The sequence below is a fragment of the uncultured Mailhella sp. genome (assembly GCF_905187505.1).
Lineage (GTDB): Bacteria > Desulfobacterota > Desulfovibrionia > Desulfovibrionales > Desulfovibrionaceae > Mailhella.
Genome location: NZ_CAJJIC010000028.1, coordinates 1 through 24,535, shown reverse-complemented (window position 1 = coordinate 24,535; position 24,535 = coordinate 1). Strand labels below are relative to the sequence as shown.

Here is a 24,535-nt window from a genome sequence, read left to right as displayed (position 1 = left end):
TCCGCGACAGGATAGTGCTGGCGACGAAGTTTTCTCCGCTGCTGCTTCCCGGGCAGAACGTGCCGGAAGGCAAGCTGAGCCGAAGAGGCGTGCGCCGGGCCGTTGAGGATTCCCTGCGTCGCCTGCATACGGACTGCATCGACATATACTACGAGCATCGGGTGCCCGAGGGAAGCTGTGTGGAGGACGTGGCGCTTTGGATGGGAGAGCTCATAAAGGAGGGCAAGATTCGCGGATGGGGGCAGTCGCAGCCTTCCGAGGAGCAGATGCGCCGGGCTCATGCGGTCACGCCGCTTACGGCCGTGCAGAGCGAGTATTCCATCATGGAGCGCATGTTTGAAAAGGATGTCATTCCCGCCTGTGAGGAACTCGGCATAGGATTTGTGGCCTTTTCTCCGCTGGCCAGCGGTTTTCTGAGCGGCCGGTGCTCCGTGAACGATACTTATGAGGGAGACGACGTGCGACGCGTCATCACCCGTTTTTCCCGCGAAAACATGCTGGCCAGTCAGCCGCTGACGGAACTTCTTTCACGCTTTGCCGGGGAAAAGAAGGTTACGCCCGCACAGCTTTCCCTGGCCTGGATGCTGCATGGACGCAATTTCGTCGTTCCCATTCCCGGCATGAGAAGCGAAAAGCGCATTGAGGAAAATCTTGGTGCTGCGGATGTGGAACTCACGGACGAGGAGTTTGCCGCTCTTGAGAAGGCTCTTTCGGGCATGGTGATACACGGCAACAGAACGGACGAAGACATAGAGCGTCTCGGCACGGTAAGGGCGCAGTAGCCTGGGAGGACGCACCGTAGAGAGGGCCTGTCGACATCGGCAGAGGCGACTGTACCGGGCCGGAAAATCCTGCAGCAGGCACAATCGGGCAAGAAGTGAAGAGGATCGTATCTGGAGGCCTGCGCGGTTCCTGCTATTCTGATCATGAAGCCGGAAGGCTGAGAATGCGGATGGCCTCGACGCGTTGCCGTACGACGGCATGGACAGGCATTTCATGTTAAATCGCCATGGTGAAGGAAGCGTTTTCTTCACCGGCAAGGGAGTTCTCTTATGAAGAAAGTCGGCGCTCTTGGAACCATGCTTCTTGCGGGAATGACCATGTTCTCTTCTTCCGTGGCCCTTGCCGCTTCGGAAGAAGTTCTCGACAGACGAGCCGCAGCAGCAAGGAACATGCAGAAGATCCTCGGAACGGAATCGTCTTCGCTCTCCGCCACCGATCCTGAGTTCGCCGCCATGCGCGACAGACTTCTCTACGGAGAAATAGCGGATCACGGCACGCTTTCCGACGCACAGCGGGAACTCATCACGCTGGCGGTGCTTGTTGCCGGTCAGACGCTGGATGACTTCAAAACGCACGTGGCCGCTGCGCTTCGCGTGGGTGCGAGCCCCGTGGAGATACGCGAGGCCGTGTACCAGTGCGCGCCGTACGTGGGCTTTTCCCGCGCCGAAGCCGCGCTTCGCCTCATGAACGAGGCATTCACGCAGCAGGGCATTGCCCTTCCTCTGGAAGCGCAGGGCACCGTGACGGAGCAGACGCGCTATGCCGACGGCCTGGCCGTGCAGAAGTCCATTTTCGGCGAAGCCATAGACACCATGCATGAAAACTCGCCGGAAGATCAGAAGGCCATTGTTCAGAACTATCTTTCCTCCTGGTGCTTCGGCGACATCTACACCAGAAAGGGTCTCGATCTGAAGATGCGGGAACTTCTGACATTCTCCGTCATCAGCGCCTTCGGCGGATGCGATGCGCAGGTTCGTTCCCATGTGCAGGGCAATCTTGCCGTGGGCAACACCAGAGAGAATCTGATCGACGCGCTGGCCCAGAGCCTTCCCTACATCGGCTTCCCGCGCACGCTGAACGCCCTTGCCTGCGTGAACGCCGTCGCGCCCGCCGCATCGTCGAAGTAGGCTCCTTTCTTTTCATCCGCGCGGGCTCATCCCCGCGCTTTTCCTCCTGCCCGCACAAAGACGGACAGTCTTTTCTTACACGCTTTTTCCGGCGGATTCAGTCCGTCCGGCCCTTGCTGGGAGCATGCCCATGAAAAAGGAACATTACGCATTGCTTGAATCGCACATTCAGCGTGACGGCGGTCTTTCGACCACAAGGCGCACCTTCATGAAGACGCTTGTTCTCGGAGCGTTTGCGGCCGCCGCGCCCGCGCTTTTTTCCAGAACCGCTTTTGCCGCTCAGGCGGGAGGAGACAACGTGCTCATCATTTATTTTTCTCATTCCGGCAATACCCGCAGACTGGCGGGCTTCATTCATGACCGCGTGGGCGGCAGAATGATCGAACTCAAGACCGCAAAGCCCTATCCCGAAGACTATGACGCCGTTGTGGACGAAGCCAAAAGGGAGCAGGAGGCGAACGCCCGTCCCGCCATCACCACCACGCTTGACGGACTCGACAAGGTGGACACCGTGTTCATCGGCTATCCCAACTGGTGGGGCACGCTGCCCATGCCCTTCTTCACGCTGCTTGAGCGTTACCCCATGGCGGGAAAGACCGTGATTCCGTTCTGCACCCACGAGGGCAGCCGCTTCGGGCGCAGCGAAAGAGACCTGCGCAGTCTTTGCCCGCAGGCCCGTCTGCTGGAGGGCTTCGAGGTGCGCGGCTCCCGTGTTTCCGGTGCGGAAAAGGCCGTGTCCGAATGGCTGAACGGCCTCGGCCTGACGGCGGCCCGGTAGCTGACCCCCTCTTCCAGCCATGGACAGGGGCCGCCTTTCGCGCCAGCCGGGGGATGTTCCCCCGGCTCCCGGAAGGGGAGCCGTCCTGCCGCGGCAGAGGGGCAGGACGGATCGCATTCTCTGCCGGAAGAGCGTTCCGGGCAGACGGGAAAGTTGCCGTCCGCTTTTTCCTCGGCATGAAAAAAAGCCCCGTTTCCGGGGCCTTTTTCATGCCGTTTGCCGGATCAGGACAGACCCGACGTCGTTCTTCTCCGGTTCATGTCCCGAAGCGGCGGTTCGCCGAACACCCTCTTGTACTCTCTGTTGAACTGCGTCACGCTTTCGTAGCCCACGCGCATCGCCGCGCTGGAAGCACGTTCATGTTCCAGAAGCATGAGTCTCTGCGCCTCGTAAAGGCGCAGCTGCTTCTGATACTGAAGGGGACTGAGTCCCGTGAGCATCTTGAAGTGGCGGTGCAGGTTGGAGGCGGACATGTTGACCTGTCGGGCCAGCGTTTCCACACGGAGAGGATGCCTGTAGTTTTCGCGTATCCAGTGGATGGCCTGCACTATCTGGTTGTTCTGCGTGCCCGGGGTGTTGAGCTGACGCAGCAGGCCGCCGTGCGGGCTGATGAGCAGAAGGTAGTGGAGTTCGCGCAGCATCATGGGTGCGCGGAAGGGAATCTGGTCAGGTTTTTCCAGAAGCGTGACGAGGCGAAGGAACATTTCCGAAATGTCGGCGTCCGCATCCGCTACGGACACGCTGGGACTCTCTTCGTCGCGGGGCGCGAGAGCGTCCTTCATTTCCATGGCGAGGGAGGCGAGGAGCTTTCTGTCGAGGTACAGATACACGAACAGAAAAGGTCGTTCCGGCGTCGGCTTTTCCACATAGGAGGCGATGGGCATGTCGACGCCCGCCACCACGGACTGTCCTTCGGCGTACACGTATTCCTTCCCGGCCATGAGGGAGTGCTTCGTTCCCTGAACCACGAGTCCGACCAGAGGCTTTTCAAAGCACTGTTCGGGCGTGCCGCTCTCCTCGCGGCGGACGAGGAACAGGCCGTCTATGGCGGTGGAAACGACGCGGGGGCCGTCCAGATGGTGAAGCAGCTTTTCCTTCAGTTCCTGCTGCAGCCTTGCTGTGGGTTCGTTCGACATGGAAGCATGACCTCCGCTGCCTGATGACTGTCTGGGCGGCTTGCGCCGCGAAAGTATTTCGGACGGATGTCCGACACGGGAAAGGGGCCGTGCAGAGGTGGGAATCAGGTCAGATTTTCCCACCAGCGGGGAAAGGCCGGCATGGTCTGATCGAGAGGGACGACCTCGCCGATGACGGGCGTGACCAGCGAAAAGTTTTTGTCCGCCGCGGCTGCGGCCACGCGCCGGAAGGGATCGTCCCAGGAGTGGTACGCCAGCGAGAACTTGCCCGCGTGCGCGGGAAGAAGCGCTTTGGTTCCCATGTCCTGCGCCGCCCGCACCGCTTCTTCCGGCGTCATGTGTATGTACTTCCAGCGTTCGTTGTACTGGCCGCAGTCGAGCAGCGCCAGATCCGGCGTGCCGAATGTCTGAGCAATGTCGGCAAAGTGCGGGCCGTAGCCGCTGTCGCCGCTGAAGAAGACGCGACGTTCCGCCGATTCCAGCATGAAGCCCGTCCACAGGGTTCTGTTCCTCGTGAGGGAACGGCCGGAGTAGTGGCTTGCCGTGGTGAGCGTGACGCGTACGTTTTGGCCCATGTCCACGCTGTCGCCCCAGTCGGCCTCGTGCACGACGCTTCGGGGAAAGCCCCATCGTCTGAAATGTGCGCCCGTGCCGAGTCCGCAGACCACCATCTTCGTTTTTTCCTTCAGCGCCATGACGGTGGGATGGTCCAGGTGATCCCAGTGATCGTGGGAGATGAGCAGACAGTCGAGGGGAGGAAGGTCGCGCGCCGTGACGGGAGTTGTCCCGGCAAAGGCCCGTGTGCTGAAGGAGACCGGCGCGGCATGATCGCTGAACACCGGGTCGATGAGAAGTTTCTTTCCGCCGAGCTGGAGAAAAAAGCTGGAATGACCGAGCCAGATCACCGCGTCTCCTGCGGGGGAAAGAGCGGCGAAGTCGGGCGTGCGGGAAGGCACGGGACGCGGGGGGGCGGGGTCGGTCTTCTTTTCCACGAGGGAACGGATGAGCGCTCCGGCAAAGCTGCTGCCGTCGCTGAGCACGGGCCGGGGAATGAGATTGCGGAACTCTCCGTCGACATAGTGCGGAGAGAGGAGAATGCGCCGCATATCCTCCCCTTCGGGCAGCGCCCCGAACTGCTCCTGCCTGAGAAAAGTCAGCGTTCCTCCGGCTCCGGCAACGACGGCCGCGCCTGCCAGCATGCCGAGAAAAGAGCGTCGGTTCATCGTCCGCCCGCTCCCTCTCCGCGCAGACTGAGTCCGAGCCGGTAGGCCTGTTCGGGGAAGGGCGTATTGTTTATGGAGCCTTCGAGCCATACGCCGGGGGCGACGACGCGCCCCGCATCCTTCCAGCCGAGGTACTCCAGAAGCACGTCGTAATGGGTGAGAATGGGACTCTCGTCCCGTTTCGAGTGATTGGCGTAGGTCATGAGCAGCACGGCCTGCTTTCTCACGTGGATGGAACCGTTGATGGCGTAGAAGCGGTCGATGACGGCCTTGAGCTGTGAGGATATGCCGAAATAGTACATGGGGGTGACGAAGGCCACGAGATCGGCCCCGACGATGTGATCGCGCACGAAGGAAAAGTCGTCGTCGAACATGCAGGGGCCGTTCATGCCGCAGCTGTTGCAGCCGGTGCAGGCATGAACGTTGCTGTGCGCGGCGTCGAAGCGTGCCACGCGGTGACCGGCCGCTTCAGCGCCTCTTGTGAAGTGGTCGGCGAGAGTGTTGGAATTGCCGTGCATCCGGGGACTTCCGGTAAGAACCAGTATGTTCATCCCGAGCTCCTTGTCGTGTTCTGCGGCGACGGAGGAGGAGACGCGCAGCAGGGCGTCTCCCGCCGCGGCGGCCGTCGCCATGAGGGATGTTCTGATAAAGCTGCGTCGATTCATCCGAATCTCCTTCTTGCGTCTGCGGGAAGGACGGGCGGCATGTCCGCCTTGTTGTCGTACGATATCGTCGGAGGGGGAATCGCTGCTAGATACTATCCTTTCGATTAATTGCCCGATCCTTTCAAAACGGGAAGAAACGCAACGCGCAAGAAAAGAAAAGCGCCGCCCGGAGGCGGCGTTTTCTGCTCAGGAGGATACCTTTTGTCCGCCGTTGAAAAAGACGGGAGGGACGACGGACAAAAGGCGGGAAAAGGTCAGGCCGTGACGGCCGCGCAGTTTTTTTCCATGTATTCGTCGTATTCCCGGCGCAGGGTTTCCACAAGCTCGTGCACGGAGACGATGCCGTTCACTCTGGCCACGTTGGCGCCGCAGAACACGAAGCCCTTGTCGAGATTGCCCTTCATGGCGTTGATGAGCGCCGAGGAAATGCAGTAGGGCGTCGTGGAGGGATCGCAGGTCTTGATGCAGTGGAACACGCATTTGAACGGCTTTTTCCTGCCTTCGCGCGCCGATTCGATGAAGTCGTTTCTGAGGGCCCGCCCCGGCATGCCCACGGGACTGTGGATGATGGTGACGTCCTCCTCCTTCGCGTTCACGTAGGCCTGCTTGAAGCGGATGTCGGCGTCGCATTCGTCGGTGGCTACGAAGCGGGTGGCCATCTGCACGCCGGAAGCGCCGAGAGAGAGCATTTTCGCGATGTCCGCTCCGCTGAACACGCCGCCGCCGGCAATGACGGGAACGGCACGTCCGGCCTTGTCTTCCAGCGCCTTTGCCGCATCGACCACGCCGGAAACCAGATTTTCGAGCGCGAAGGATTCATCGAAGATGTGCTCTTCGGAAAAGCCGAGATGCCCTCCGGCCTTGGGGCCTTCGAGCACGAAGGCGTCGGGAATGAGACCGGTCTTGTGCATCCATTTCTTGGCTATGAGCGTGGCGGCGCGGCCGGAGGAGACGATGGGCACGAGCTTGGTGCGGAATTCCTCCTTTTTCTGCGCGCAGGCCTCCAGAAAGATCTTCGGCAGATCCATGGGAAGTCCGGCGCCGGAAAAGACGACGTCGGCGCGGGATTCGATGGCGGTGCGCACCATTTCGGCAAAGGTGGTGAGCGCGACCATGACGTTCACGCCTATGATGCCCTTCGTGGCGGCCCGGGCCTTTTCGATTTCCCGGCGCAGCGCGCGCACGTTGGCTTCCACGGGATTGGAGGCCACGTCGGGCTCGCGCATGCCCACCATGGCGCCGGCAATGACGCCTATGCCGCCTTCATTGGCCACGGCGGACGCCAGGCCGGAAAGAGATATGCCAACGCCCATGCCGCCCTGAACGATGGGCGTGCGGGCGACAAGGTCACCTATTTTCAACGAGGGGAAAGACATGAAAAACCATCCTTCCGATCTCCGGGAAGGGAGACGGAGTTGTTCGTTATAAAGAGCTCGTCCTTAAGAGCGGGACCATTGTAAAACCCCTTTTGACTTATGACAAGGGGGGAAGCGAAAATGCAGTTATTACCGGATAAGCGTTAAAAGTCGTCAGTTCAGACGGTTAGTTATAAATTTAATGGTATTTTCAAAAAAAGGACGGAAAATTTTTTGATGCGTTCAAAAACGTCTTTCCCGGTGGAAAAGCGGTGCAGAAGCGTTTCGTGCCCCGCAGTGTTACGTTTATGTGACAATCAGGTGCGTCATTCCTTCGCGTCCTATTTCAGCAGAATCGTGTGAAGGGAGCGTCCTTGCGTCGGACGGACGTGTCGGGACAGCTGTGTGCCGGCTCCGGCGGGACCGGCGTCTGCCGCGCCCTTGCCTGTGCCTCGGCCTGTGGTGCGGACTTTTGCGTTCCTTCGGCGGGAGAAATCGACGGTTATGGACTCTTTGCAGCTTTTGGCGTAAGGAAGAAGGCTATGCCGACGGCAGGACCCGAGGCGTAACGGAAAAACAGGATATGCGTGTGAAATCGTCCTTTGCGGAAACGCTGGCCTTTGACGACGCCTCTCTGGCCAGTCAGCTTTTCGGCCCCCTGAATGCCCATCTGGAACTTATTGCCGACGCTTCCGGCGCGGATCTGCAGACCCGCGGAACGGAACTGACCGTGAGCGATCCGCGTCCGGCGCAGCGGGAACTTCTGCTCAATCTTTTCACGCAGGGGTACGGGCTTCTGCGCAGCGGGCACACCCTGCGCGGGGAAGATCTGCTTCAGGGCTACGAGGAGCTTTTGCGCAATCCCCGCGCCGACATAAGCAGAATGTTCCGCGAGGCGAGCGTCATCGTCTCCCCCCGCAAGAGCATCATTGCTCGCAACACCGCGCAGCGGCAGTATATGGAGCTTCTGCGGCGCAATGAGCTCGTGTTCGCCACGGGGCCCGCGGGCACGGGCAAGACCTATCTTGCCGTGGCCATGGCCATTTCCATGCTCGCCGCCAAAAGGGTGAAGAAGATCGTGCTCACCCGGCCCGCCGTGGAGGCTGGCGAAAAGCTCGGATTTCTGCCCGGCGACATGGAAGACAAGGTGAATCCCTACCTGCGTCCGCTCTACGACGCGCTCAGCGACATGCTCGGCCCCCAGGGATTTGCGCAGAAGCAGGAGTCCGGAGTCATCGAAGTCGCGCCGCTGGCCTTCATGCGCGGACGCACGCTCAACGACGCCTTTCTCATTCTCGACGAGGCGCAGAACACCACGCGCGAGCAGATGAAGATGTTCCTCACCCGCATGGGCTTCGGTTCCCGGGTGGTGGTCACCGGCGACGTGACCCAGATAGACCTTCCCCCCGTCAACAGAGCCTTTCTGCGCGAGGGAGAAAAGGAAGGGGAAACGCGTTCGGGACTCGTGCACGCCCTGAAGGTGCTCGAAGGCGTGCGTGGCGTGGCCTTCCATCATTTCCACAGTTCCGACGTGGTCCGTCATCCGCTGGTGGGCCGTATCGTGGAAGCCTACGACATTTATGAAAAAAACTAGGAAGAAATCGCCGGTCAGCGTTTCCCAGCTTCTGGGACACTCCCGTTCCATGTTCCTGCATCATCATCACGACTGGGGGCTTCTGTCCCTGGCCGCGGCGCTGGTGTTCATGTCGCTTCTGTGCGCGGTTCAGCCCGGCCGCACGTCCCGCGTGGTGTATCCCGCAGGCGAAATCGCCGCGCACGACGTGGTTTCCGACAGGGATCTGCTCGTGGAGGACCCGCAGGCCACGCAGCTGCGCCGCGACAGGGCGCTTGCGCTCCAGCCCATGGTCTTCGACATCGACAAGAAGGCCATGGAGAGCTTCCGGGAAGAGAGTCTCGGGCTTCTGGACGAGATCAACAAGCGCGGGCTGGACAGCGCTGGCCTCGAGAACGTGCGCCGAGCCTTCAACGAACGGCATCTTTCCGACGTTTCTTCCTCTTCCTTCCGTCTTCTCACCGCGTCCTACGTGCAGGAATACCTGCTCGGCACGCTCATCCCGTGGATGGAGTCCACGCTCGCAAACGGCGTCATCGCCGACATGAGGCAGATAGCCAACACCGACAACGCCGTCATCGTGCGCGACCTCGACAGCGGCACGGAGATTCTGCGCACGCAGGCCGGGGGACTCAAGGATCTGCGATCGTTTCAGGTGGCGCTCGGCCGCAAGCTGCGCGCCGAGGGAAAGCTCAATTCCCGCGTCAAGATAGCGCTTCAGGAAATCATGCCGCTCATGGTGGTGCCCTCGCTTGCCGTGAATCAGGAAGTGACGAATCAGCGCAACGAGGAAATGCTTGCCGCCGTGGAGCCCGTGTTCTACAAGGTCCAGCCCGGCGAAGTGCTTGTGCGCGCGGGCGACATGGTCACCCACGAACAGCAGATCAAGCTTCAGGCACTGTTCCGTGCCACGCCCGGCGTGGTGGACTGGCACGTGTTCGGCGGCTGCGTGGTGCTGGGCGTCTTTCTGCTGCTCGGTCTTTTCATCACGCCGAGCGGCAACAAGGGCACGGTGCTGCGCACCAAGGACCAGAATCTCATAGCGCTGCTTCTCGTGGTGTTCGGCGTGGCGGCCTGGTGCACCATGTACGTGCTTGTGGCCGCAGCTTCGGCCTCCACGGCGCACATTCTCGCCTTCGCCTTCCCCGTGGCGGGCGGTACCGGCGTGGCCGCGCTCATCTTTGCCGCGCGCCGCTACTGCACCGTGGGCCTCATGCTCTCCTTTTTCGCCACGGTCATATTCCGCGGCGACATTGCGCTGTTCTTCTTCTATTTCATGTCGTCCATGACCAATACCTGGCTCGTGCTGCGCTCGCAGAACCGGCAGGATGTCATATGGGGCAGCGTTCCCCTGCTTCTCTGGATGCTTCTGACAGGCTTCGGAGCGGCGCTTTTCATCCATTTTGAATGGGCGCAGCTGCCGCTTCTTCTGCTTTCGCTCGTGTGCAACGCCGTGGGCTCGCTGTTTCTGCTCTTCGCCCTCAGCCCCGTGCTTGAAATGCTCATGGGCTACACCACGCGCTTCCGCATGATGGAGCTCATGAATCTTGAGCATCCGCTGCTTCAGGAACTCATGATGACCGTGCCGGGCACCTATCATCACTCCCTCGTGGTTTCAAACCTCGTGGAAGCCGGAGCCGCGGCCATAGGCGCCAACAGTCTTTTGTGCAAGGTGGGAGCGCTCTATCACGACATCGGCAAGATCTCCCGGCCCGAATATTTCGTGGAAAACCAGTTCGGCGGTCCCAATCCGCACGACAAGCTTTCTCCGGCCATGAGCGCGCTCATCCTTTTCTCCCATGTGAAGCAGGGTGCGGAACTTGCGGAGGAATACCACCTCGGCCGCGAGATCACCGACATCATCGTGCAGCATCACGGCACGCGCGGGGCCATGTATTTCTACAACAAGGCCCTGCAGATGGGCGAGAATCCGCGCCTCCAGGATTATTCCTACCCCGGTCCGAGGCCGCAGACCAAGGAGGCCGCCATCGTCATGCTGGCCGACTCCGTGGAAGCTTCGAGCCGCACGCTGGTGGATCCCACGCCCGCGCGCATCCGCGCCCACGTCACGAAGATAGTGAAGGGCGTGTACGCGGAAGGGCAGCTTGACGAGTCCGACCTCACCTTCCGCGATCTCAACAAGCTCATCGACAGCTTCGTGCGCATCATCATCGGTCTTTTCCATCAGCGCATAGCCTACCCCGAGGAAAAGCCCGACCCGCACAGAAACGGCAGAAGGAGCGAGGAGGGCCGCCGTGAGGAGGCCGAGGAACTGAGGCCCGAATGGGTGATATCCTCCCCGCAGAAGCAGGCGAAGTCGTCCCGCACGGCATCCGGAGCGGAGGAGTCCGCATCGTCGTTTTGTGCGGAGGCAAAGGCGCGGGGCGCGTCTGAGGCGGGGGCGGAAGCGCACGTCGGATCGTCCGGGAAGGAAGAATCCGGCGGTACGGAGGGATCATCCTGCGACGCATGGAGCGAAGAAAGGCAGGAGAGCGCAGAAAAGGCGCCGACCGAAGACGCCGGAAACGGGGAGAAGGACGCATGAGCGGGATGACCGGAATCGTCGTGGAAATGCGCCGTCCCTGCCGCTTCTGCCGACGGGAATGGCTGGAACTTCTCCGCATCATGCGCGAGGCGGCGGACGAGGCGGGAATGCTGCCGTCGGAACCGAACGGCCCCCGCGCCCTGGAGAGCGCAAACGGGCGTGAGCCCGTGACGATGGTCGTGATGCTCATCGTGGCGGGCGACGGAGACATCGCCGACGTGAATCTTCGCAATCTCGGCTGCTCCGGCCCCACCAACATCCTGAGCTTTCCCGGCTGGGAAGGGGAACTGGGCACGCTTTTTCTCAGCGCCGACACGCTGGAGCGCGAAAGCGTGCTCTACGGGCAGGATGCGGCCGTGCACGCAAGACGGCTGCTCGCCCACGGCATGGGACACATCCTGGGCTTCGACCACGGGCCGGACATGGACGCGTTCTGCGCGTATCTGGAAGAATCCTGTCCGCTGCCGGGCAGGACGCAGGAATAGGCTCTTGACGTTCCGCCCTGCGTAGTACAAGCTGAAAAATCCTTTTCGTCATCAGGCGGGCCTTCCGAGCGAGCGGCCCGCACATCTCATATATCGGAGACAACATGGCCAGAATACAGAATGAACACCGTTGCGGCTGGGTCGCGCTCATGGGGCCGCCCAACGCAGGCAAGTCCACGCTGCTCAACGCCCTGCTCGGGCAGAAGATCAGCATCGTGACCTCCAAGCCGCAGACCACGCGCAGCCGCGTGGTGGGCATCATGTCGGAGCCGGGGGCGCAGGTCATCTTCATGGACACTCCCGGCGTGAACCATTCGCGCCAGCAGCAGCGCGGCCACCTCAGCAAGATGATGAGTCAGGCCGCCTGGCAGAGCATGGCCGCCGCCCATGCCGTCATGCTGGTGCTCGATTCGGAACTCTACATCCGCAGACCGGAATTTCTCGACCGCGACATACAGTCCCTGCGCGACGCTCTTGTCGATGACGATCGTCCCCTGCTCGTGGTGGTGAACAAGGTCGATCTGTTCCACGACAAGTCCCGCATGCTGCCGCTTCTGGTGAAGCTGCAGGAATATTTCCCCCGGGCGGAAGTCTTCCCCATGTCCGCGCTGACCAAGGACGGCCTCGACGAGCTCAAGAAGATCATCACGGGCATGATGCCCGAAGGCGAGTCGCAGTTCCCCGAAGATCAGCTTTCCACCGCGCCCACGCGCTTTCTTGCCGCGGAAATCGTGCGCGAAAAGGTGTTCGAGCGTCTGCGTCAGGAGGTGCCCTACACCACGGCCGTGGACATCGAGGCCTGGGAGGAGGATCCGGAGCGCGACCTTACCATCATTCACGCGGTCATCTTCGTGCAGCGTCCCTCGCACAAGGCCATGGTCATAGGCCGGGCCGGCGCGACCATCAAGGAAATCGGCACGGAGGCCCGCCGGGACATTCAGAAGCTCATCGGCGGCAAGGTGCATCTCCAGCTCTGGGTCAAGGTGAAGGACAACTGGGCGGAGGACACCGAGCTGCTCCACGACCTTGGTCTGGAAGAAGATTAGCATGTTGGGGGTCGCCTTCGGGCGGCCCTTTTCGCGCAGACACATTGAACGCCCGAAGGGGCGAAAGGCTGGATGAACATGACGTTGCTGGAAGAACGCTGGAGAGGAGTGCTGGACAACATGGCCGAGGCCGTGAAGAGAGCCGGACGCAGGGAGGGCAGCGTGCGCCTCGTGGCGGTGTCGAAGTTTCATCCCGCGTCGGACATTGCCGAACTGTGCCGCCTCGGACAGAAGGATTTCGGTGAAAACTACATTCAGGAAGCCCGGGCCAAGCAGGAAGAACTTGCGGGGCTCGACATCCGCTGGCATGCCATAGGACCGGTTCAGACCAACAAGGCCAGGGATGTGGCCGGGCATTTTTCGCTTCTGCACACGCTGGACCGCGTGGATCTGGCCCGCGCCCTTGTGCGCCGTCTGCCCGAAGGAGCCTCGCAGGACGTGCTCATTCAGGTGAACGTGGGAGAGGAACCGCAGAAGTCCGGCGTCCTGCCGGCCGCGCTTCCCCCTCTTTTCGATGCGCTTCTTTCGGGCGGACTCATCAGCACCGAAGGTCCGGGGATTCGCGTGCGCGGTCTCATGTGCCTGCCGCCGCGCTGCGGCGAGGGCGAGGAGGCGAGGCCCTACTTCGTCATGCTGCGCCGTCTTCGCGACGACATGGAAAAGCGCTTCGGTCTGTCTTTGCCCGAGCTTTCCATGGGCATGTCGGGCGACTACCGCGAAGCCGTGGCGGAAGGCGCTACCCTCATCCGCGTCGGCACGGACATCTTCGGGCCGAGACCGGTGAAGGGGCAGACGCTGTAGAGGCGCACCGGAAGGCGCGCAGGCCTTGTTTCATGCAGAAAAGCCCGGAAGTGCGGAACGCTTCCGGGCTTTTTTTTCCTGCGGCGCAGGCCATGAGGGAGTGTCCGGCTGAGGCGGGCGCGGCGGAAGCCTCCGCAGGACCGAAGAATCTGGACGGAGCCGCGTTTTTCGTCTCATGCAGGGCCGGACGCGGCGTTCGGCGGAGGCGGGGAGAGCGCGGCTCCGCAGCTATATTTCCAGAGAGCGGGCGAAGCAGGAAATGAGAATGGCTCCGGCCTGCGCCACGTTGAGGGAGTCGAAGTCGCGTCGGAAGGGAATGCACAGACTGCACTCGCAGTGCTTGAGCACGCCGGGACGCACGCCCTTGTCTTCGTTGCCGAGCACCAGAAGCGCGGGCAGGGGCAGCTTTTCCGTGAGCGGATTCATGCTGTCGTCCACCTTCTGCGCCGCGCAGGTGACGAAGCCTGCGTCCCGGGCTTCCTTGACCGCGCGGGAGAGATTGACCACCTGGGTGATGGGCAGTCGTTCCAGCGCGCCTGCGGCCGAACGCCGCGCACCGGGGCCGAGAAAGGCACTGTTGTGCCTCGGCAGAATGAGGCCTGCACCGCCCATGGCAAAAAGCGTGCGGGCAAGCGTGCCCACGTTGCCGGGATCCTGCACCTGATCGAGCGCCACCATGAGCGGAAGCGGAGCATTCGCCGCCTGTGCGAGAAAGTCCTCCCACGGCATGAACGAGGCCTCGCGCAGTCTGGCGATGACGCCCTGATGTCCGGCGTGCGCGGCCATGCGGGAGAGTGCGTCGTCTCCCACCAGGGAAAACCTTACGCCGCGCTCCCGGCACAGATCGAGCAGCCGGGAGCTTTCGGCTCCGGCGCGTCCCCTGCGCACGTAGACCATGTCCACACGTTCAGGTTCCCGCTCCAGAAGTTCCAGCACGGGCTTCATGCCCGGCAAAAAATTTTCCCTGTCTTTCTCAGTGCTCGTCATGACAAATGATTTCCATGGGATGAGGTTAAAAAATCGGACGCAGGGCGCTCGTCGACAATTGAATCTCCGCCCTTTTCAAGGTATCCTTGCCCTTTCTTTGGATGCAGTCTGCGGATCGGATCGCGCATTTTTTCGTGCCGGACCGCATGATGCGGAAAACTGGCGTTTTCCGGCGCAATGCCGCCGCCTTTTGCGGCCGTTGAGCGTTCCTCCGCGCGGGCTGCTCCTTGGCTGGTATACTGCTTTTGTTCGAGATGCAAGTCCACATGATGGAGCGCTGACATGAAAATTGGCAAACTGTGCTGCCTTCCCCTTGCGGGAATGGCAGTGCTGATGATGCTTTCCGGCTGCGGCAGGCAGCAGTCGGTGGAATCCCCCGAACTTCTGGCTGCCGGTGCGCGGCAGGAGGCCGTGGATCTGGGTTCCCTTTCCTCCCTGACCTCGGCTGAAAAAAAAGCCTATTCCACCACCTCGAGTCTGGACAGAAATCTGAGTCCCGGCATGGAAAGGCAGGTGCGCTACCACTTCATGAAGTACTCGCGCGAACGGCGGGGAACCATGGAAAACTTCCTGCGCAACAGCATTCCCTATCTGAACTATACCAAGAGCGTGTTCCGTTCCCGCGGGCTGCCCGAGGATCTGGCCTATCTCGCCTATCTCGAAAGCGGCTACAATCCCTTTGCCGTGTCCCGCTCCAACGCCGTGGGCATGTGGCAGTTCATCTCCTCCACGGGCAAGGCCTACGGCCTGCAGCAGGACTGGTGGATGGATGAACGTCGCGATCCGTACCGTTCCACCGAAGCTGCGGCAAGCTATCTTGCCCGTCTCTACGACATTTTCCACGACTGGCATCTGGCCGTCGCTTCCTACAACGGAGGCGAGGGCAAGATAGGCCGCGCCAAGGAAGCCACGGGCGCAAACAAGCTGCATGAAATCATCCAGAGAAATGACACACTCGACTACAAGCTGCAGCTTCGTGAGGAAACCGCCCTCTACGTTCCCCGTTTCCTTGCCATCGCCAAGGTCATGCGCAATGCCGAAATCCTGGGCATCCAGCCTTCGGCTCCCGACGCGGATCATCCCGTGCTCATTCCCGTTTCGCAGGTCACGGTAAGGCCCGCCACCGATCTTGTGGAGCTGAGCCGCCGCATCGGTCTCAACTGGAAGGAATTTCAGGCCTACAATCCGCATTTTCTGCGTTCCATTTCTCCGGCCGGACGAACGGCCACTGCGTACGTTCCCAAAAACAAGGAGGCGCTTGCACGGCAGGTGCTCAAGGGCTCGGTGTCCGGCGCGGGCTGGCGCTACTACACCGTGGCCAGAGGCGACACCTACGCCAAGGTGAGTTCCCGTACCGGCGTGCCCGCCTCCGTCATCAGGCAGCTCAATCCCGGCACGCTTAAGAGAGGTCAGCGCCTTCGCCTGCCTGCGACCGGGAAGAATCTTCCCGCCGTCGTTCCTTCCGCCCCTGCCCGCAGCACGGTCGTGGCGTCCGCTTCGTCCAGAAAGTCGTCCGTCAGAAGCGATCATGCCTCGAACGCTCTGGCGGAGCTGAAAGGCGCCCGTTCCTCGTCCCGGGCCGTTCCCGCGACCTATACGGTCAAGAGCGGCGACACGCTGACCTCCATTGCCCGCAGGTACGACATGGATCTCGACGATCTGTATGCCGCCAACGGCGGAGCCGACCGGCTCTCCACCCTGCACGTGGGGCAGGTGCTCAGGCTTTCCGCTCCTGCCCGCACCACGGCCGTGGCCGGAGCATCGACCTCCAGGGGCGCCTCGGCCCGCATGGCCTCGCACAAGGTTGAATCCGGCGAAACCGCCTATGCCATTTCCCGCAAGTACGGCATCAGCTTTGCCGAGCTTTGCGCCGTCAACGGCGGAGCCGACAAGCTCGCCAGCCTTTCGCCCGGTCAGGTGCTGAACATCCCCGCCGGAAAGGGCACGGCCGTGGCGCAGAACGCCGCTCCGGCCCGCAAGTCGCAGCCCGCTCCCTCTCGCGCGGCCGCAAGCCGCGTGGCTGAATACAGCGTGCAGAACGGTGAAACCCTGTGGAGCATTTCCCGCAAGTTCAACATGAAGCCCATGGAGCTCCTGGCTCTCAACGGCATGGATCAGTCCACCCGCGTCAAGGTGGGCGATACCGTCAAGGTCATTCGCAACAAGTAGGAGCAGAGGTGAAGCATGGGATTTTTCTCAGCCGTTAAAAAATTCTTCTCCGGCGGCAGTCATGCCGGGGAAAGCGCCGAAGCGCAGAAGGCTCCGGAGACACCGACAAGTCAGAGCGCCGGGGAACAGGGCGCAGCGGAGCGGCAGTCTGAGCCTGCCGCAGCACCCGATGCCGGGGAGGCATCAGGACGGAGCGGCAAGGTCGAGCCCGATGCGGAAGAGACCGCGTCGTCTGTTTTTGAGGAGGCCGCTTCCGTTGAAGCGCAGAAGAGCCCGGAGACAGAGCCGGAAGAGCGCACGCCGGAAGAACCCGTTCGGGCCGCGGAAGAACCTGCGCCGGAAGAGTCTTCCGAAGCGAAGGGCGAATCCGTGGAGCCGGAACCTGTGTCCGTGTCGGAAGAGTCCGCCGTCATGTCCCCGGAGGCGTCTTCCGGGGCAGCCGGGGCTCCCTCCGCTGAGCCTGAGCAAGCCTCGGCTGCGCCTGTCGCCGCTGCGCCTGCGGTCCGCGACGAAGAGGAAGAAAGGCTCACCCTCGCCCTGCGCGAGGCGGAACCCCGCCTTTCCGCATGGCTTTCCATCGTGCTGGACGGCGTGGAGGAGGCGGACGATCTGCTGTGGAAGCGTCTTTCCTTCCTGCTTCGGGCGCTGGAGACGCCGGAAAACGAGGCACGCGAGTTTCTGGACGACTTTCGTGGCTGGCTTGAGCGCATGGATTATCACTGGCTGGAGGACTTTCGTTCCGAACTCCAGTATCGTCTGGCCCTTGCCCTCGACATGGAGGACGAGGAGGACGAGCGCGACAGACTGTTCGCCAAGCTGCAGAACGGCCTTGCCCGCACCCGCGCCCGTTTCGGACAGGGACTTTCCGCCCTCATGGCCGGGCACTCCGAGCTCTCTCAGGATTTCTGGGATGAGATGGAGGAGCTTTTCATCATGGCCGACATGGGGGCCGAGCCCTCGCTTGCTCTGGTGCGTCGTCTGAAGGAGCGTTCCCGCGCCGAGGGCGTGACTACGCCAGGCGGACTCATGCCGCTGCTCGAGCAGGAAGTGGAAGCCATATTCAAGACGCCCCGCCGCATTGCCGCGGTGAATCCGCCCGAGGTCATTCTCATGGTGGGCGTGAACGGCGTGGGCAAGACCACCACCATCGCCAAGCTGGCCTATCGGGCCAAGATGCAGGGCAAGAAGGTGCTCATTGCCGCAGCCGACACCTTCCGCGCGGCGGCCGTGGAGCAGCTTGAAGTGTGGGCCGGACGCATAGGCGCGGACTTCCATGCCAAGGGCATGGGGGCCGATCCCGCGGCCGTGGCCTTCGAGGCCATGGACAAGGCCATGCAGGGCGGCTACGACGTGCTGTTCATCGACACGGCGGGACGCCTGCACACCAAGTCCAACCTCATGGACGAGCTGCACAAGATACGCATGGTGGTGGAGCGCAAGCTTCCCGGAGCGCCGCACCGCACCATTCTCGTCATCGACGCCACCACCGGACAGAACGCGCTTCAGCAGACGAAGATGTTCAAGGATACGAGCGGCGTGAACGAGATCATTCTCACCAAGCTCGACGGCACGGCCAAGGGCGGCGTGGCGCTGGCCGTGGCCAGTCAGTTCGAGCTGCCCATCACCTTCGTGGGCCTCGGCGAAAAGATGGAAGATCTGCGTCCCTTCGATCCGCACGACTTTGCGCGTGCCCTTCTCGGCAGAGACGAATAGTTCGCGCGCAGGCTGTCTGCTCCCGGGGAGCGGGCAGGGCGCAAGAGAATGATGAAGGGGGGAGCGATCCCCCCTTTTTTTGTGCCCGGGCGGGGCGCACAAGGCGGATGCCGGGCCTCGGCATGCTTCCGGCACAGGGAGGATCGGGGGTCACGTCTGCCCGATAGGACCGTTTTCGTCCCTCTTCCGTGCGGAGATGGACGGGGAAGCGCGTCTTCGGAAAACTTCGGCCGCAGAAGGGCAGGGCGCTCACGCGAAGGTCATGAAAAAACGCGGCGCTTCCGAAGGGAAGCCCGCGTTTTTTCATGACCGTTTTCAGGAACGTTACTTTGCCCTGTTCCAGAATTCGGCCACGTTCACGTCCAGATCGTCGTCGAGATCCGCCACGCTGAACTTGAGAGTGCGGCTTTCGATGGGGTTGTCGTTTTCATCCAGAAGCTTGATGACCATGGTGTGCTGACGGCCCGTGGCTTCGCCGGTGCCGCTGTCGTCCTCGAGCAGGAAGACGGGGTCCTTGTCGTCAATGAACACTTCCACGGCTTCGAGCGCGGGATGTTCTTCGCCGTTCTGATCGGTGAAGGCGTAGTTGCCGAGCGAAAGCTTGTAGGTCTTGCCCTGCACGTAGCACCACACGCCGAGGCCGATGAGCAGAAGCACGATGACGCAGTTCACGAGAATGTGCTTGAGAATGATGCGTCTGCGGCTGGGGAGCTCTTTCATGCGGCACCTCCGGCTTCGCCGCGCAGCGCGGCGCGGGCGCGTTCCTTGTCGGCGTGACGCCGCCAGGCGTGGAGCACGAGGGCAAGGGAAATGATGGCGTAGCACACGAACACGCGGAAGTATTCGCCTATCTGTGCGTCGCCCACCAGATACTTGCCGGCCATGGGCGAGACCACGAACATGAGATGGAAGAGCAGAACGCCCGTGAACACGTTGAGAATGGAGGCGCGGGCCACGGTGGCGCCGCCCACGAGCAGGGAGGCGATGGCGAACACGCCGGCCTGTTCATGACTGTTGTAGGTGTTGAGCGTGCCCACGTTCTGCAGGAAGATGATCTGGCCGTAGGCGGCGAGCACGGTGGAAATGACGATGGAGATGATGCGGGTGCGCATGACGGGGATGCCCGCGGAATGGGCCACGGAAAGATCCTGTCCCGTGGCTCTCATGTCCTGCCCGAGCTTGGTGCGGCGGAACCACAGAATGAACAGGCAGAACACGCCGATGAGCAGGAAGGTTGCCAGAGGCACGTGTATGCCCATGATTTCGAGTTCGATGGCGTTGTCGAGCGAGCCGCGGATGTTGTCGAGGTTGGTCACGTTGCGTATGCCGTAGCCGCGGGAGAGCACGAGCTCGGGGTTCAGGATGGGCACGAGGCTGCCGAAGCCGTAGAGCACCACGAGCTGATACACGCCGTTCATGAAGAAGCCGAGGATGTAGGAGGTGACCATTTCGCGGCCGCGCGCCTTGTTGAGCACCACGCCGCACATCCAGCCGAAGAGGATGGCGAGAGGCGTGGCGATGAGGGCGGCGAGCGTCATGCCGTAGAGGCCGGAGACGTTCCAGTCGCTGATGAAGATGAGGCCTATCTGTCCGGCCATGGCGCCGAGCACCATGCCGAAGTTGAGCCCCATGCCCGCCATGATGGGAATGAGCAGCGAGAGAACGAGGAAGGAGTTTCTGGCGAGTCTGGTCAGCATTTCCTGAATCAGATACTCGGCCGTGAACTGGGAATAGTAGATGCCGACGGCGCTCACCAGAAGAAAGACGATGGGCACCGCGTTGCGCATGCAGAAGAGGGTGACGGCATTGCCGCCGGAAGAGCTTTTCATGATCTTACCTTTGTCACACGGGTCAGGGCGTAGAGAATCATGCCGTTGGACACGATGATGCGGATGACTTCGGACATGTCGGTCTGCAGCATGCTGTTGATGACCGAGGGAGTCATGGTGAGTATGCCCTGGAAGAGGAACGTGCCCACGATGACGTTGATGATGGAGGCCTTTTTCACCGAAGCTCCGCCGATGAGCAGGGCGGCCACGGCGGGGAATGCCATCATGAACGGGCCCATGTAGAGCTGGATGAACCCGAAGCTCTGCTCGTATACGATGATGCCGAGCGCGCCGAGCCAGGTGGAAAGGATGACCGAAAGCGTGCGCATGCGGTTGATGTTCACGCCGCTTGCGCGGGCGTATTCGGGATTGGATCCCACGGTGGTCATGGCCGTGCCGGTGCGGGTGCGCATGAACACCCACATGATGCCGCACAGAAGCAGGAAGAAGAGGAACATGCCGGTGGGGAAGTAGAAGGCGTCGCCTATGTTGAAGGCGGCTATGTCGCTTATGGCGCGCTGCCAGAATTCTTCCACCGACACCGTGGTGCGCAGGCCCACGCCCGCGTAGCCCCACACCATGTTGGAGCTCGAGTAGGGCAGCACGAGCCACATGATGCACATGAACGCCACGGAGGAGAAGCCCACGTAGGTGGCGATCATCATTTCTTCGCCCTTGACCTTGTTGAGCAGAAGGCCGTAGCCCCAGCCGAGAATGACGGCGATGGGCGTGGCGATGGCCATGGCCGCGAACACGCCGGGAATGCCCTTTGCTTCGAGCTCCACGCTCGTGACCGCGCCGAGCAGTCCGGCAATGATGCCGAGCGGCAGGCCGAAGTTGAGGCCGCAGCCCGACTGCACCATGGGCACCATGGCGAGCACGAGCACGCCGTTCATGCCGAAGCGCACCAGGGTGTCGCTGAGGGCGGCGTCCACGGGCACGCCCACGAAGGGCGCCACAAGGAACAGGACGACCAGAAACACCGCGATGAGAATGCGGGGCCATCCGGCTTCTTCGATGAATTTCTTTATGCGGTTCATGCGCTTGCCGCCTCCGTAGCGTTGGAATTGTCTTTCGCGGCCTTTTCGGCCTCGGCGGCGCCTGCGCCCATGAGCAGATAGCCGAAGGCCTCGGAAGGCGTGCTTGCGGGCAGAATGCCGGCCACGGCGCCCTTGTCGATGATGGCGATGCGGTCGCATACGGAGCGCAGTTCCTCAAGCTCGGAGGAAATGACCACGATGGTCATGCCGTGCTCGCGGTTGTAGCGCTTCAGGGTGTCGAGCACCACCTTCTTCGCGCCCACGTCTATGCCTCGCGTGGGCTCGGCCACAAAGAGCAGCCGGGGCCGCGTCTCAAAGGCCTTGGCAAGGCAGACCTTCTGCTGGTTGCCGCCGGAAAGTTCCTGCACGTGCTGCTTTTCGCTCGTGCATTTGATTTCCAGGTCGTGAATGTACTTGCGGGCGCATTCGGCAATGGCCTCCTCGTCGCGTATCTTCAGCGGGCCGAAGCTCTTGAGAAAGCGTCCCTGAGTCTGGAGCGAGGTGAAGATGATGTTCCAGGCGATGGATTCTTCAAGCAGCAGCCCCACGCCGCGCCGGTCTTCGGACACGGCGGAGATGCCGAGAGCGAGGGGAGACGCGGGATTGTTGAGCTCCACGCTCTCGCCGTGGAAGGTGACCCTGCCTCCGGAAGGGTGCAGGCCCATGATTCCGTTGGCTATGCCGAGCTTGCCCTGACCGGCCATGCCTCCGATGCCGAGAATTTCTCCCTCGTACACGGAGAGGTTCACGTTGCGCACCGTTTCGCCGGGCATGTCCACCCACAGGTGTTCGATCTGCATGGCCACCGTGTCCGAGCCGTGCCGTTCTTCGGCCGGGCCTTCCGTGCGGTCGATCTTGCGTCCCACCATGGCGCTTGCGATCTGGCGCACGCTGGTTTCGGCCGGGGTGGTCTGGAGCACCACTTCGCCGTCGCGCAGAATGACGATGTCGTCGCACACGCTCATGACTTCCTGCAGACGGTGGGAAATGAAGATGATGGATATGCCCTGCGCGGCCAGGCGCCGCATGGAGTCGAGCAGAATGTCGGCTTCGCTTTCGGTGAGCACGGCGGTGGGCTCGTCGAGCACCAGAAGGCGCGTGCCCTTCTTGTCGATTTCACGGGCGATTTCCGTGAACTGCTTGTAGCCCACGGGCAGTTCGGAAATGGGCGTGGCGCTGTCGAGTTCGATGTTGAGGCGGGAAATGGCCTCGTCGGCCCGGCGCGTCATGTCCGTCCGGTCCAGCGTGGTCAGACGGTCTCCGAAGGCTTCCACCAGCGGATTGTAGACCAGCGTCTCACGGTTGAGCACGATGTTTTCCGCCACGGTAAAGCCGGGAATGAGGGAAAATTCCTGATGCACCATGCCGATGCCCGCCTTGAGGGCGTCCATGGGACTGCGGAAGTGCACTTCCTGTCCGTCTATCAGAATTTTTCCTTCATACCCGCCCGTTTCCTGAATGACGCGCATTCCGAAAAGAATGTTCATGAGGGTGGACTTGCCCGCCCCGTTTTCGCCGACAAGGCCGAGAATGCGGCCTCTGCCCAGGGTGAAGTTCACGTTCTTCAGCACCCGGTTGGAAAAATACGCCTTGCCGACACCTTCTACGCGAAGCAATGGATCTTCTGCGCCCATAGGACCTCTTTTCATTGGGGATGTGTCTCCGCGCGAGAGATGTTGAAAAGGAAGGAGAAAAGCGGAGACCGGTTGGTTGAAGCGTTTTTGTAAAACGCAGGTAACAGCGTAGCACAAAAAAATAAAAACGGCAAAAGCCGTTCCCGAGAGGCGGCAGTTGCCGCAGCTGGCGTCATAACCTGTTAGAATGGCAGGCATTCTGTGAAGGACGCGGGGCTGTGCCCGGAGCTTTGCCAAAAAAGGGGGGGGAAGGCGGAGCCTTCCCCCCGGAAGCGTTACTTGATGGTCTTGTACTTGGCGGGCACGGGCACTTCGGTCATGTGCATGTAGCCCTTGCCGAAGATGTACAGGTCTTCAAAGACCAGCACATGGTTCTTCTTTTCCTTGCCGGTGGCCACGTCCATGTAGTAGCCGCCGCTCCAGGTGGAGCCGGGGGTGGCGGCGTTGTACGCGGCGAACACGTCTTCCTTCTTGAAGTGACGGCGGAAGCTGCGGCCGCCGGTCACGCCTTCCTTGGCGTACTTGATGGCGAGTTCGCCGAGGCCGAGGGAGTTGGTGAATCCGTAGGAGTAGGTCCAGGTGCCCATGCGGCCGGCGGCACCCTTGGCGACGACGGTGTCTTCCACGCGCTTGAGAATGGCGGGGAAGTTGCCGGACACGTCGGCAAGATCAATGCCGAGGGCTCCGGGATAGCCCATGAGCGGAGAAGGCAGGTCGGCTTCGATGAAGTAGCCGCCCTTGTCTTCGGTGAGGCGCTTGAGCAGAGGTTCGGTGTGGGCGTCGTTGGTGCAGAAGAACGCGGTCTTGGGGCCGAGCTTGTCGAGCCACTGGGGAACCTGTTCCAGAATGTACTGCTGGGCGCCGGCCACACCGACGTCGGAGGTGGGATCGGGAGCGCTCATGAAGTGGAAGTTGATGCCGAGATCCTTGCAGGCCACTTCCATGATGTTGCGACGGCGGGAGAGCAGCTCGTAGCTCATGTGACGGGGGAAGGAAATGTGCACGAAGTCGGTCACGCCGAGCTTCTTGGCGGCGGCGATGATGAGGTAGCCGCGGGAGATGTTGTCGGCGTTGATGGCGAGATCGGCCGCGCTTTCAATGACGTTGGGATCTTCGTGGGCTTCGCCCACGAGAAGCATGATGTCGGGGCGCTTTTCGCGGATGCGCTGGAAGGCGGCAGTGGTGCCGGGAATGCCCTGGTTCACGATGACGGCCTTCATGTCGGGATCGTCGGCGAAGGAGACGATCTGGGAAATGGTGGTTTCCATTTCCGTCATGAAGTTGTCGGGGTAGGTGATGTGCTTGATCATGCCGCCGTTGGCGACGTCACCGTACTTCTTGATGAGGGCCTCGGCTCCGCGCAGGTCGTCCTCGGACTGGGACACCGTGCCGGTGCAGATGCCGATGTGGATTTTGGCAGGCTCCGCGGCGGAAGCCTGGGTGGCGAAGGCCATCATGCCCACACACATGGCTGCGAGAAAACGTTTCACCTTTCTTTCCCTCCTTAGAAAAGATAAGAAGAACGAGCTGGTCTTTCGGACCATATATATTCTAACTTATACCGACATGGCGACGGATGTCAAAACTTTCTGAAACAAAGATGGATCGAATGTTACGGCGCCCACCGGGATCTACACCCAGATACT

General features: G+C 61.6%; 21 protein-coding genes. 10 read left to right on the top strand and 11 right to left on the bottom strand.

Annotated features, from left to right (window positions below; translation table 11 throughout):
- The 3 genes from QZZ60_RS04595 to QZZ60_RS04585 form a co-directional block, all read left to right on the top strand.
- Window positions 1–782 (top strand): aldo/keto reductase (locus QZZ60_RS04595; protein WP_295638475.1); only part of this gene is annotated, 782 nt, incomplete at its 5' end.
- Between the two features lie 270 nt (window positions 783–1,052).
- Entirely contained in the window at window positions 1,053–1,910 is an 858-nt protein-coding gene (locus tag QZZ60_RS04590; protein ID WP_295638472.1) for a carboxymuconolactone decarboxylase family protein, read from the top strand.
- 130 nt (window positions 1,911–2,040) lie between these two features.
- Window positions 2,041–2,688: a flavodoxin gene (locus QZZ60_RS04585; RefSeq protein ID WP_295638470.1), complete on the top strand. Its 648-nt coding sequence runs from the start codon at window positions 2,041–2,043 to the stop codon at window positions 2,686–2,688.
- 224 nt (window positions 2,689–2,912) lie between these two features.
- Here the strand turns inward: QZZ60_RS04585 and QZZ60_RS04580 are convergent, their stop codons facing one another.
- From QZZ60_RS04580 to QZZ60_RS04565, 4 genes are all read right to left on the bottom strand, one after another.
- Window positions 2,913–3,824, bottom strand: coding sequence for an AraC family transcriptional regulator (locus QZZ60_RS04580; RefSeq protein ID WP_295638467.1), 912 nt, complete (start codon window positions 3,822–3,824; stop codon window positions 2,913–2,915).
- Window positions 3,825–3,928: 104 nt separating this feature from the next.
- Window positions 3,929–5,047 (bottom strand): MBL fold metallo-hydrolase, encoded by a 1,119-nt coding sequence (locus QZZ60_RS04575; RefSeq protein WP_295638465.1) that lies wholly within the window; start codon window positions 5,045–5,047, stop codon window positions 3,929–3,931.
- Window positions 5,044–5,712, bottom strand: a complete 669-nt coding sequence (locus QZZ60_RS04570; RefSeq protein ID WP_295638462.1) for a flavodoxin family protein — start codon at window positions 5,710–5,712, stop codon at window positions 5,044–5,046. The genes QZZ60_RS04575 and QZZ60_RS04570 overlap by 4 nt, the downstream gene beginning before the upstream one ends.
- 254 nt (window positions 5,713–5,966) lie before the next feature.
- A complete protein-coding gene (locus QZZ60_RS04565) occupies window positions 5,967–7,088 on the bottom strand; it encodes a nitronate monooxygenase (protein WP_295638460.1) in 1,122 nt (373 codons plus the stop codon).
- A 562-nt stretch (window positions 7,089–7,650) separates the two neighbouring features.
- Between QZZ60_RS04565 and QZZ60_RS04560 the strand changes: the two genes are divergently transcribed.
- The 5 genes from QZZ60_RS04560 (at window position 7,651) to QZZ60_RS04540 (ending at window position 13,517) form a co-directional block, all read left to right on the top strand.
- Complete coding sequence (locus QZZ60_RS04560; RefSeq protein ID WP_295638457.1) at window positions 7,651–8,661, top strand: PhoH family protein; 1,011 nt, start codon at window positions 7,651–7,653, stop codon at window positions 8,659–8,661.
- Window positions 8,648–11,185 carry an HDIG domain-containing metalloprotein gene (locus tag QZZ60_RS04555; RefSeq protein WP_295638454.1) on the top strand — a complete coding sequence of 846 codons (2,538 nt, stop codon included), beginning with the start codon at window positions 8,648–8,650 and terminating at the stop codon, window positions 11,183–11,185. Before QZZ60_RS04560 ends, QZZ60_RS04555 begins: the two co-directional genes overlap by 14 nt.
- Window positions 11,182–11,670 (top strand): rRNA maturation RNase YbeY, encoded by a 489-nt coding sequence (gene ybeY, locus QZZ60_RS04550; RefSeq protein ID WP_295638451.1) that lies wholly within the window; start codon window positions 11,182–11,184, stop codon window positions 11,668–11,670. The genes QZZ60_RS04555 and ybeY overlap by 4 nt, the downstream gene beginning before the upstream one ends.
- 104 nt (window positions 11,671–11,774) lie before the next feature.
- On the top strand, window positions 11,775–12,716 hold the full coding sequence (gene era / locus QZZ60_RS04545; protein ID WP_295638448.1) for a GTPase Era: 942 nt from the start codon (window positions 11,775–11,777) through the stop codon (window positions 12,714–12,716).
- 72 nt (window positions 12,717–12,788) lie between these two features.
- Window positions 12,789–13,517, top strand: coding sequence for a YggS family pyridoxal phosphate-dependent enzyme (locus QZZ60_RS04540; protein ID WP_295638444.1), 729 nt, complete (start codon window positions 12,789–12,791; stop codon window positions 13,515–13,517).
- Between the two features lie 228 nt (window positions 13,518–13,745).
- Here the strand turns inward: QZZ60_RS04540 and QZZ60_RS04535 are convergent, their stop codons facing one another.
- Window positions 13,746–14,504 carry an RNA methyltransferase gene (locus QZZ60_RS04535; protein ID WP_295638440.1) on the bottom strand — a complete coding sequence of 253 codons (759 nt, stop codon included), beginning with the start codon at window positions 14,502–14,504 and terminating at the stop codon, window positions 13,746–13,748.
- Entirely contained in the window at window positions 14,501–14,788 is a 288-nt protein-coding gene (locus QZZ60_RS04530; protein WP_295638437.1) for a hypothetical protein, read from the bottom strand. The genes QZZ60_RS04535 and QZZ60_RS04530 overlap by 4 nt, the downstream gene beginning before the upstream one ends.
- Between QZZ60_RS04530 and QZZ60_RS04525 the strand changes: the two genes are divergently transcribed.
- On the top strand, window positions 14,787–16,673 hold the full coding sequence (locus tag QZZ60_RS04525; RefSeq protein ID WP_295638435.1) for a LysM peptidoglycan-binding domain-containing protein: 1,887 nt from the start codon (window positions 14,787–14,789) through the stop codon (window positions 16,671–16,673). The genes QZZ60_RS04530 and QZZ60_RS04525 overlap by 2 nt on opposite strands.
- A 15-nt stretch (window positions 16,674–16,688) precedes the next feature.
- Window positions 16,689–18,386 carry a signal recognition particle-docking protein FtsY gene (gene ftsY / locus QZZ60_RS04520; RefSeq protein WP_295638432.1) on the top strand — a complete coding sequence of 566 codons (1,698 nt, stop codon included), beginning with the start codon at window positions 16,689–16,691 and terminating at the stop codon, window positions 18,384–18,386.
- A 324-nt stretch (window positions 18,387–18,710) separates the two neighbouring features.
- Here ftsY and QZZ60_RS04515 read toward each other — a convergent pair whose 3' ends face one another.
- The 5 genes from QZZ60_RS04515 to QZZ60_RS04495 all read right to left on the bottom strand — a co-directional run bounded on the left by QZZ60_RS04515 (window position 18,711) and on the right by QZZ60_RS04495 (window position 24,379).
- A complete protein-coding gene (locus QZZ60_RS04515) occupies window positions 18,711–19,106 on the bottom strand; it encodes a DUF6672 family protein (RefSeq protein ID WP_295638428.1) in 396 nt (131 codons plus the stop codon).
- Window positions 19,103–20,215, bottom strand: a complete 1,113-nt coding sequence (locus QZZ60_RS04510) for an ABC transporter permease (RefSeq protein ID WP_295638425.1) — start codon at window positions 20,213–20,215, stop codon at window positions 19,103–19,105. Before QZZ60_RS04510 ends, QZZ60_RS04515 begins: the two co-directional genes overlap by 4 nt.
- The gene (locus tag QZZ60_RS04505; protein ID WP_295638422.1) at window positions 20,212–21,255 is read right to left on the bottom strand and encodes a hypothetical protein; all 1,044 of its coding nucleotides are present in this window, start codon (window positions 21,253–21,255) and stop codon (window positions 20,212–20,214) included. Before QZZ60_RS04505 ends, QZZ60_RS04510 begins: the two co-directional genes overlap by 4 nt.
- Window positions 21,252–22,871 carry a sugar ABC transporter ATP-binding protein gene (locus QZZ60_RS04500; protein ID WP_295638390.1) on the bottom strand — a complete coding sequence of 540 codons (1,620 nt, stop codon included), beginning with the start codon at window positions 22,869–22,871 and terminating at the stop codon, window positions 21,252–21,254. Before QZZ60_RS04500 ends, QZZ60_RS04505 begins: the two co-directional genes overlap by 4 nt.
- Window positions 22,872–23,164: 293 nt before the next feature.
- Entirely contained in the window at window positions 23,165–24,379 is a 1,215-nt protein-coding gene (locus QZZ60_RS04495; protein ID WP_295638387.1) for a DUF3798 domain-containing protein, read from the bottom strand.
- Window positions 24,380–24,535: the final 156 nt, after the last annotated feature.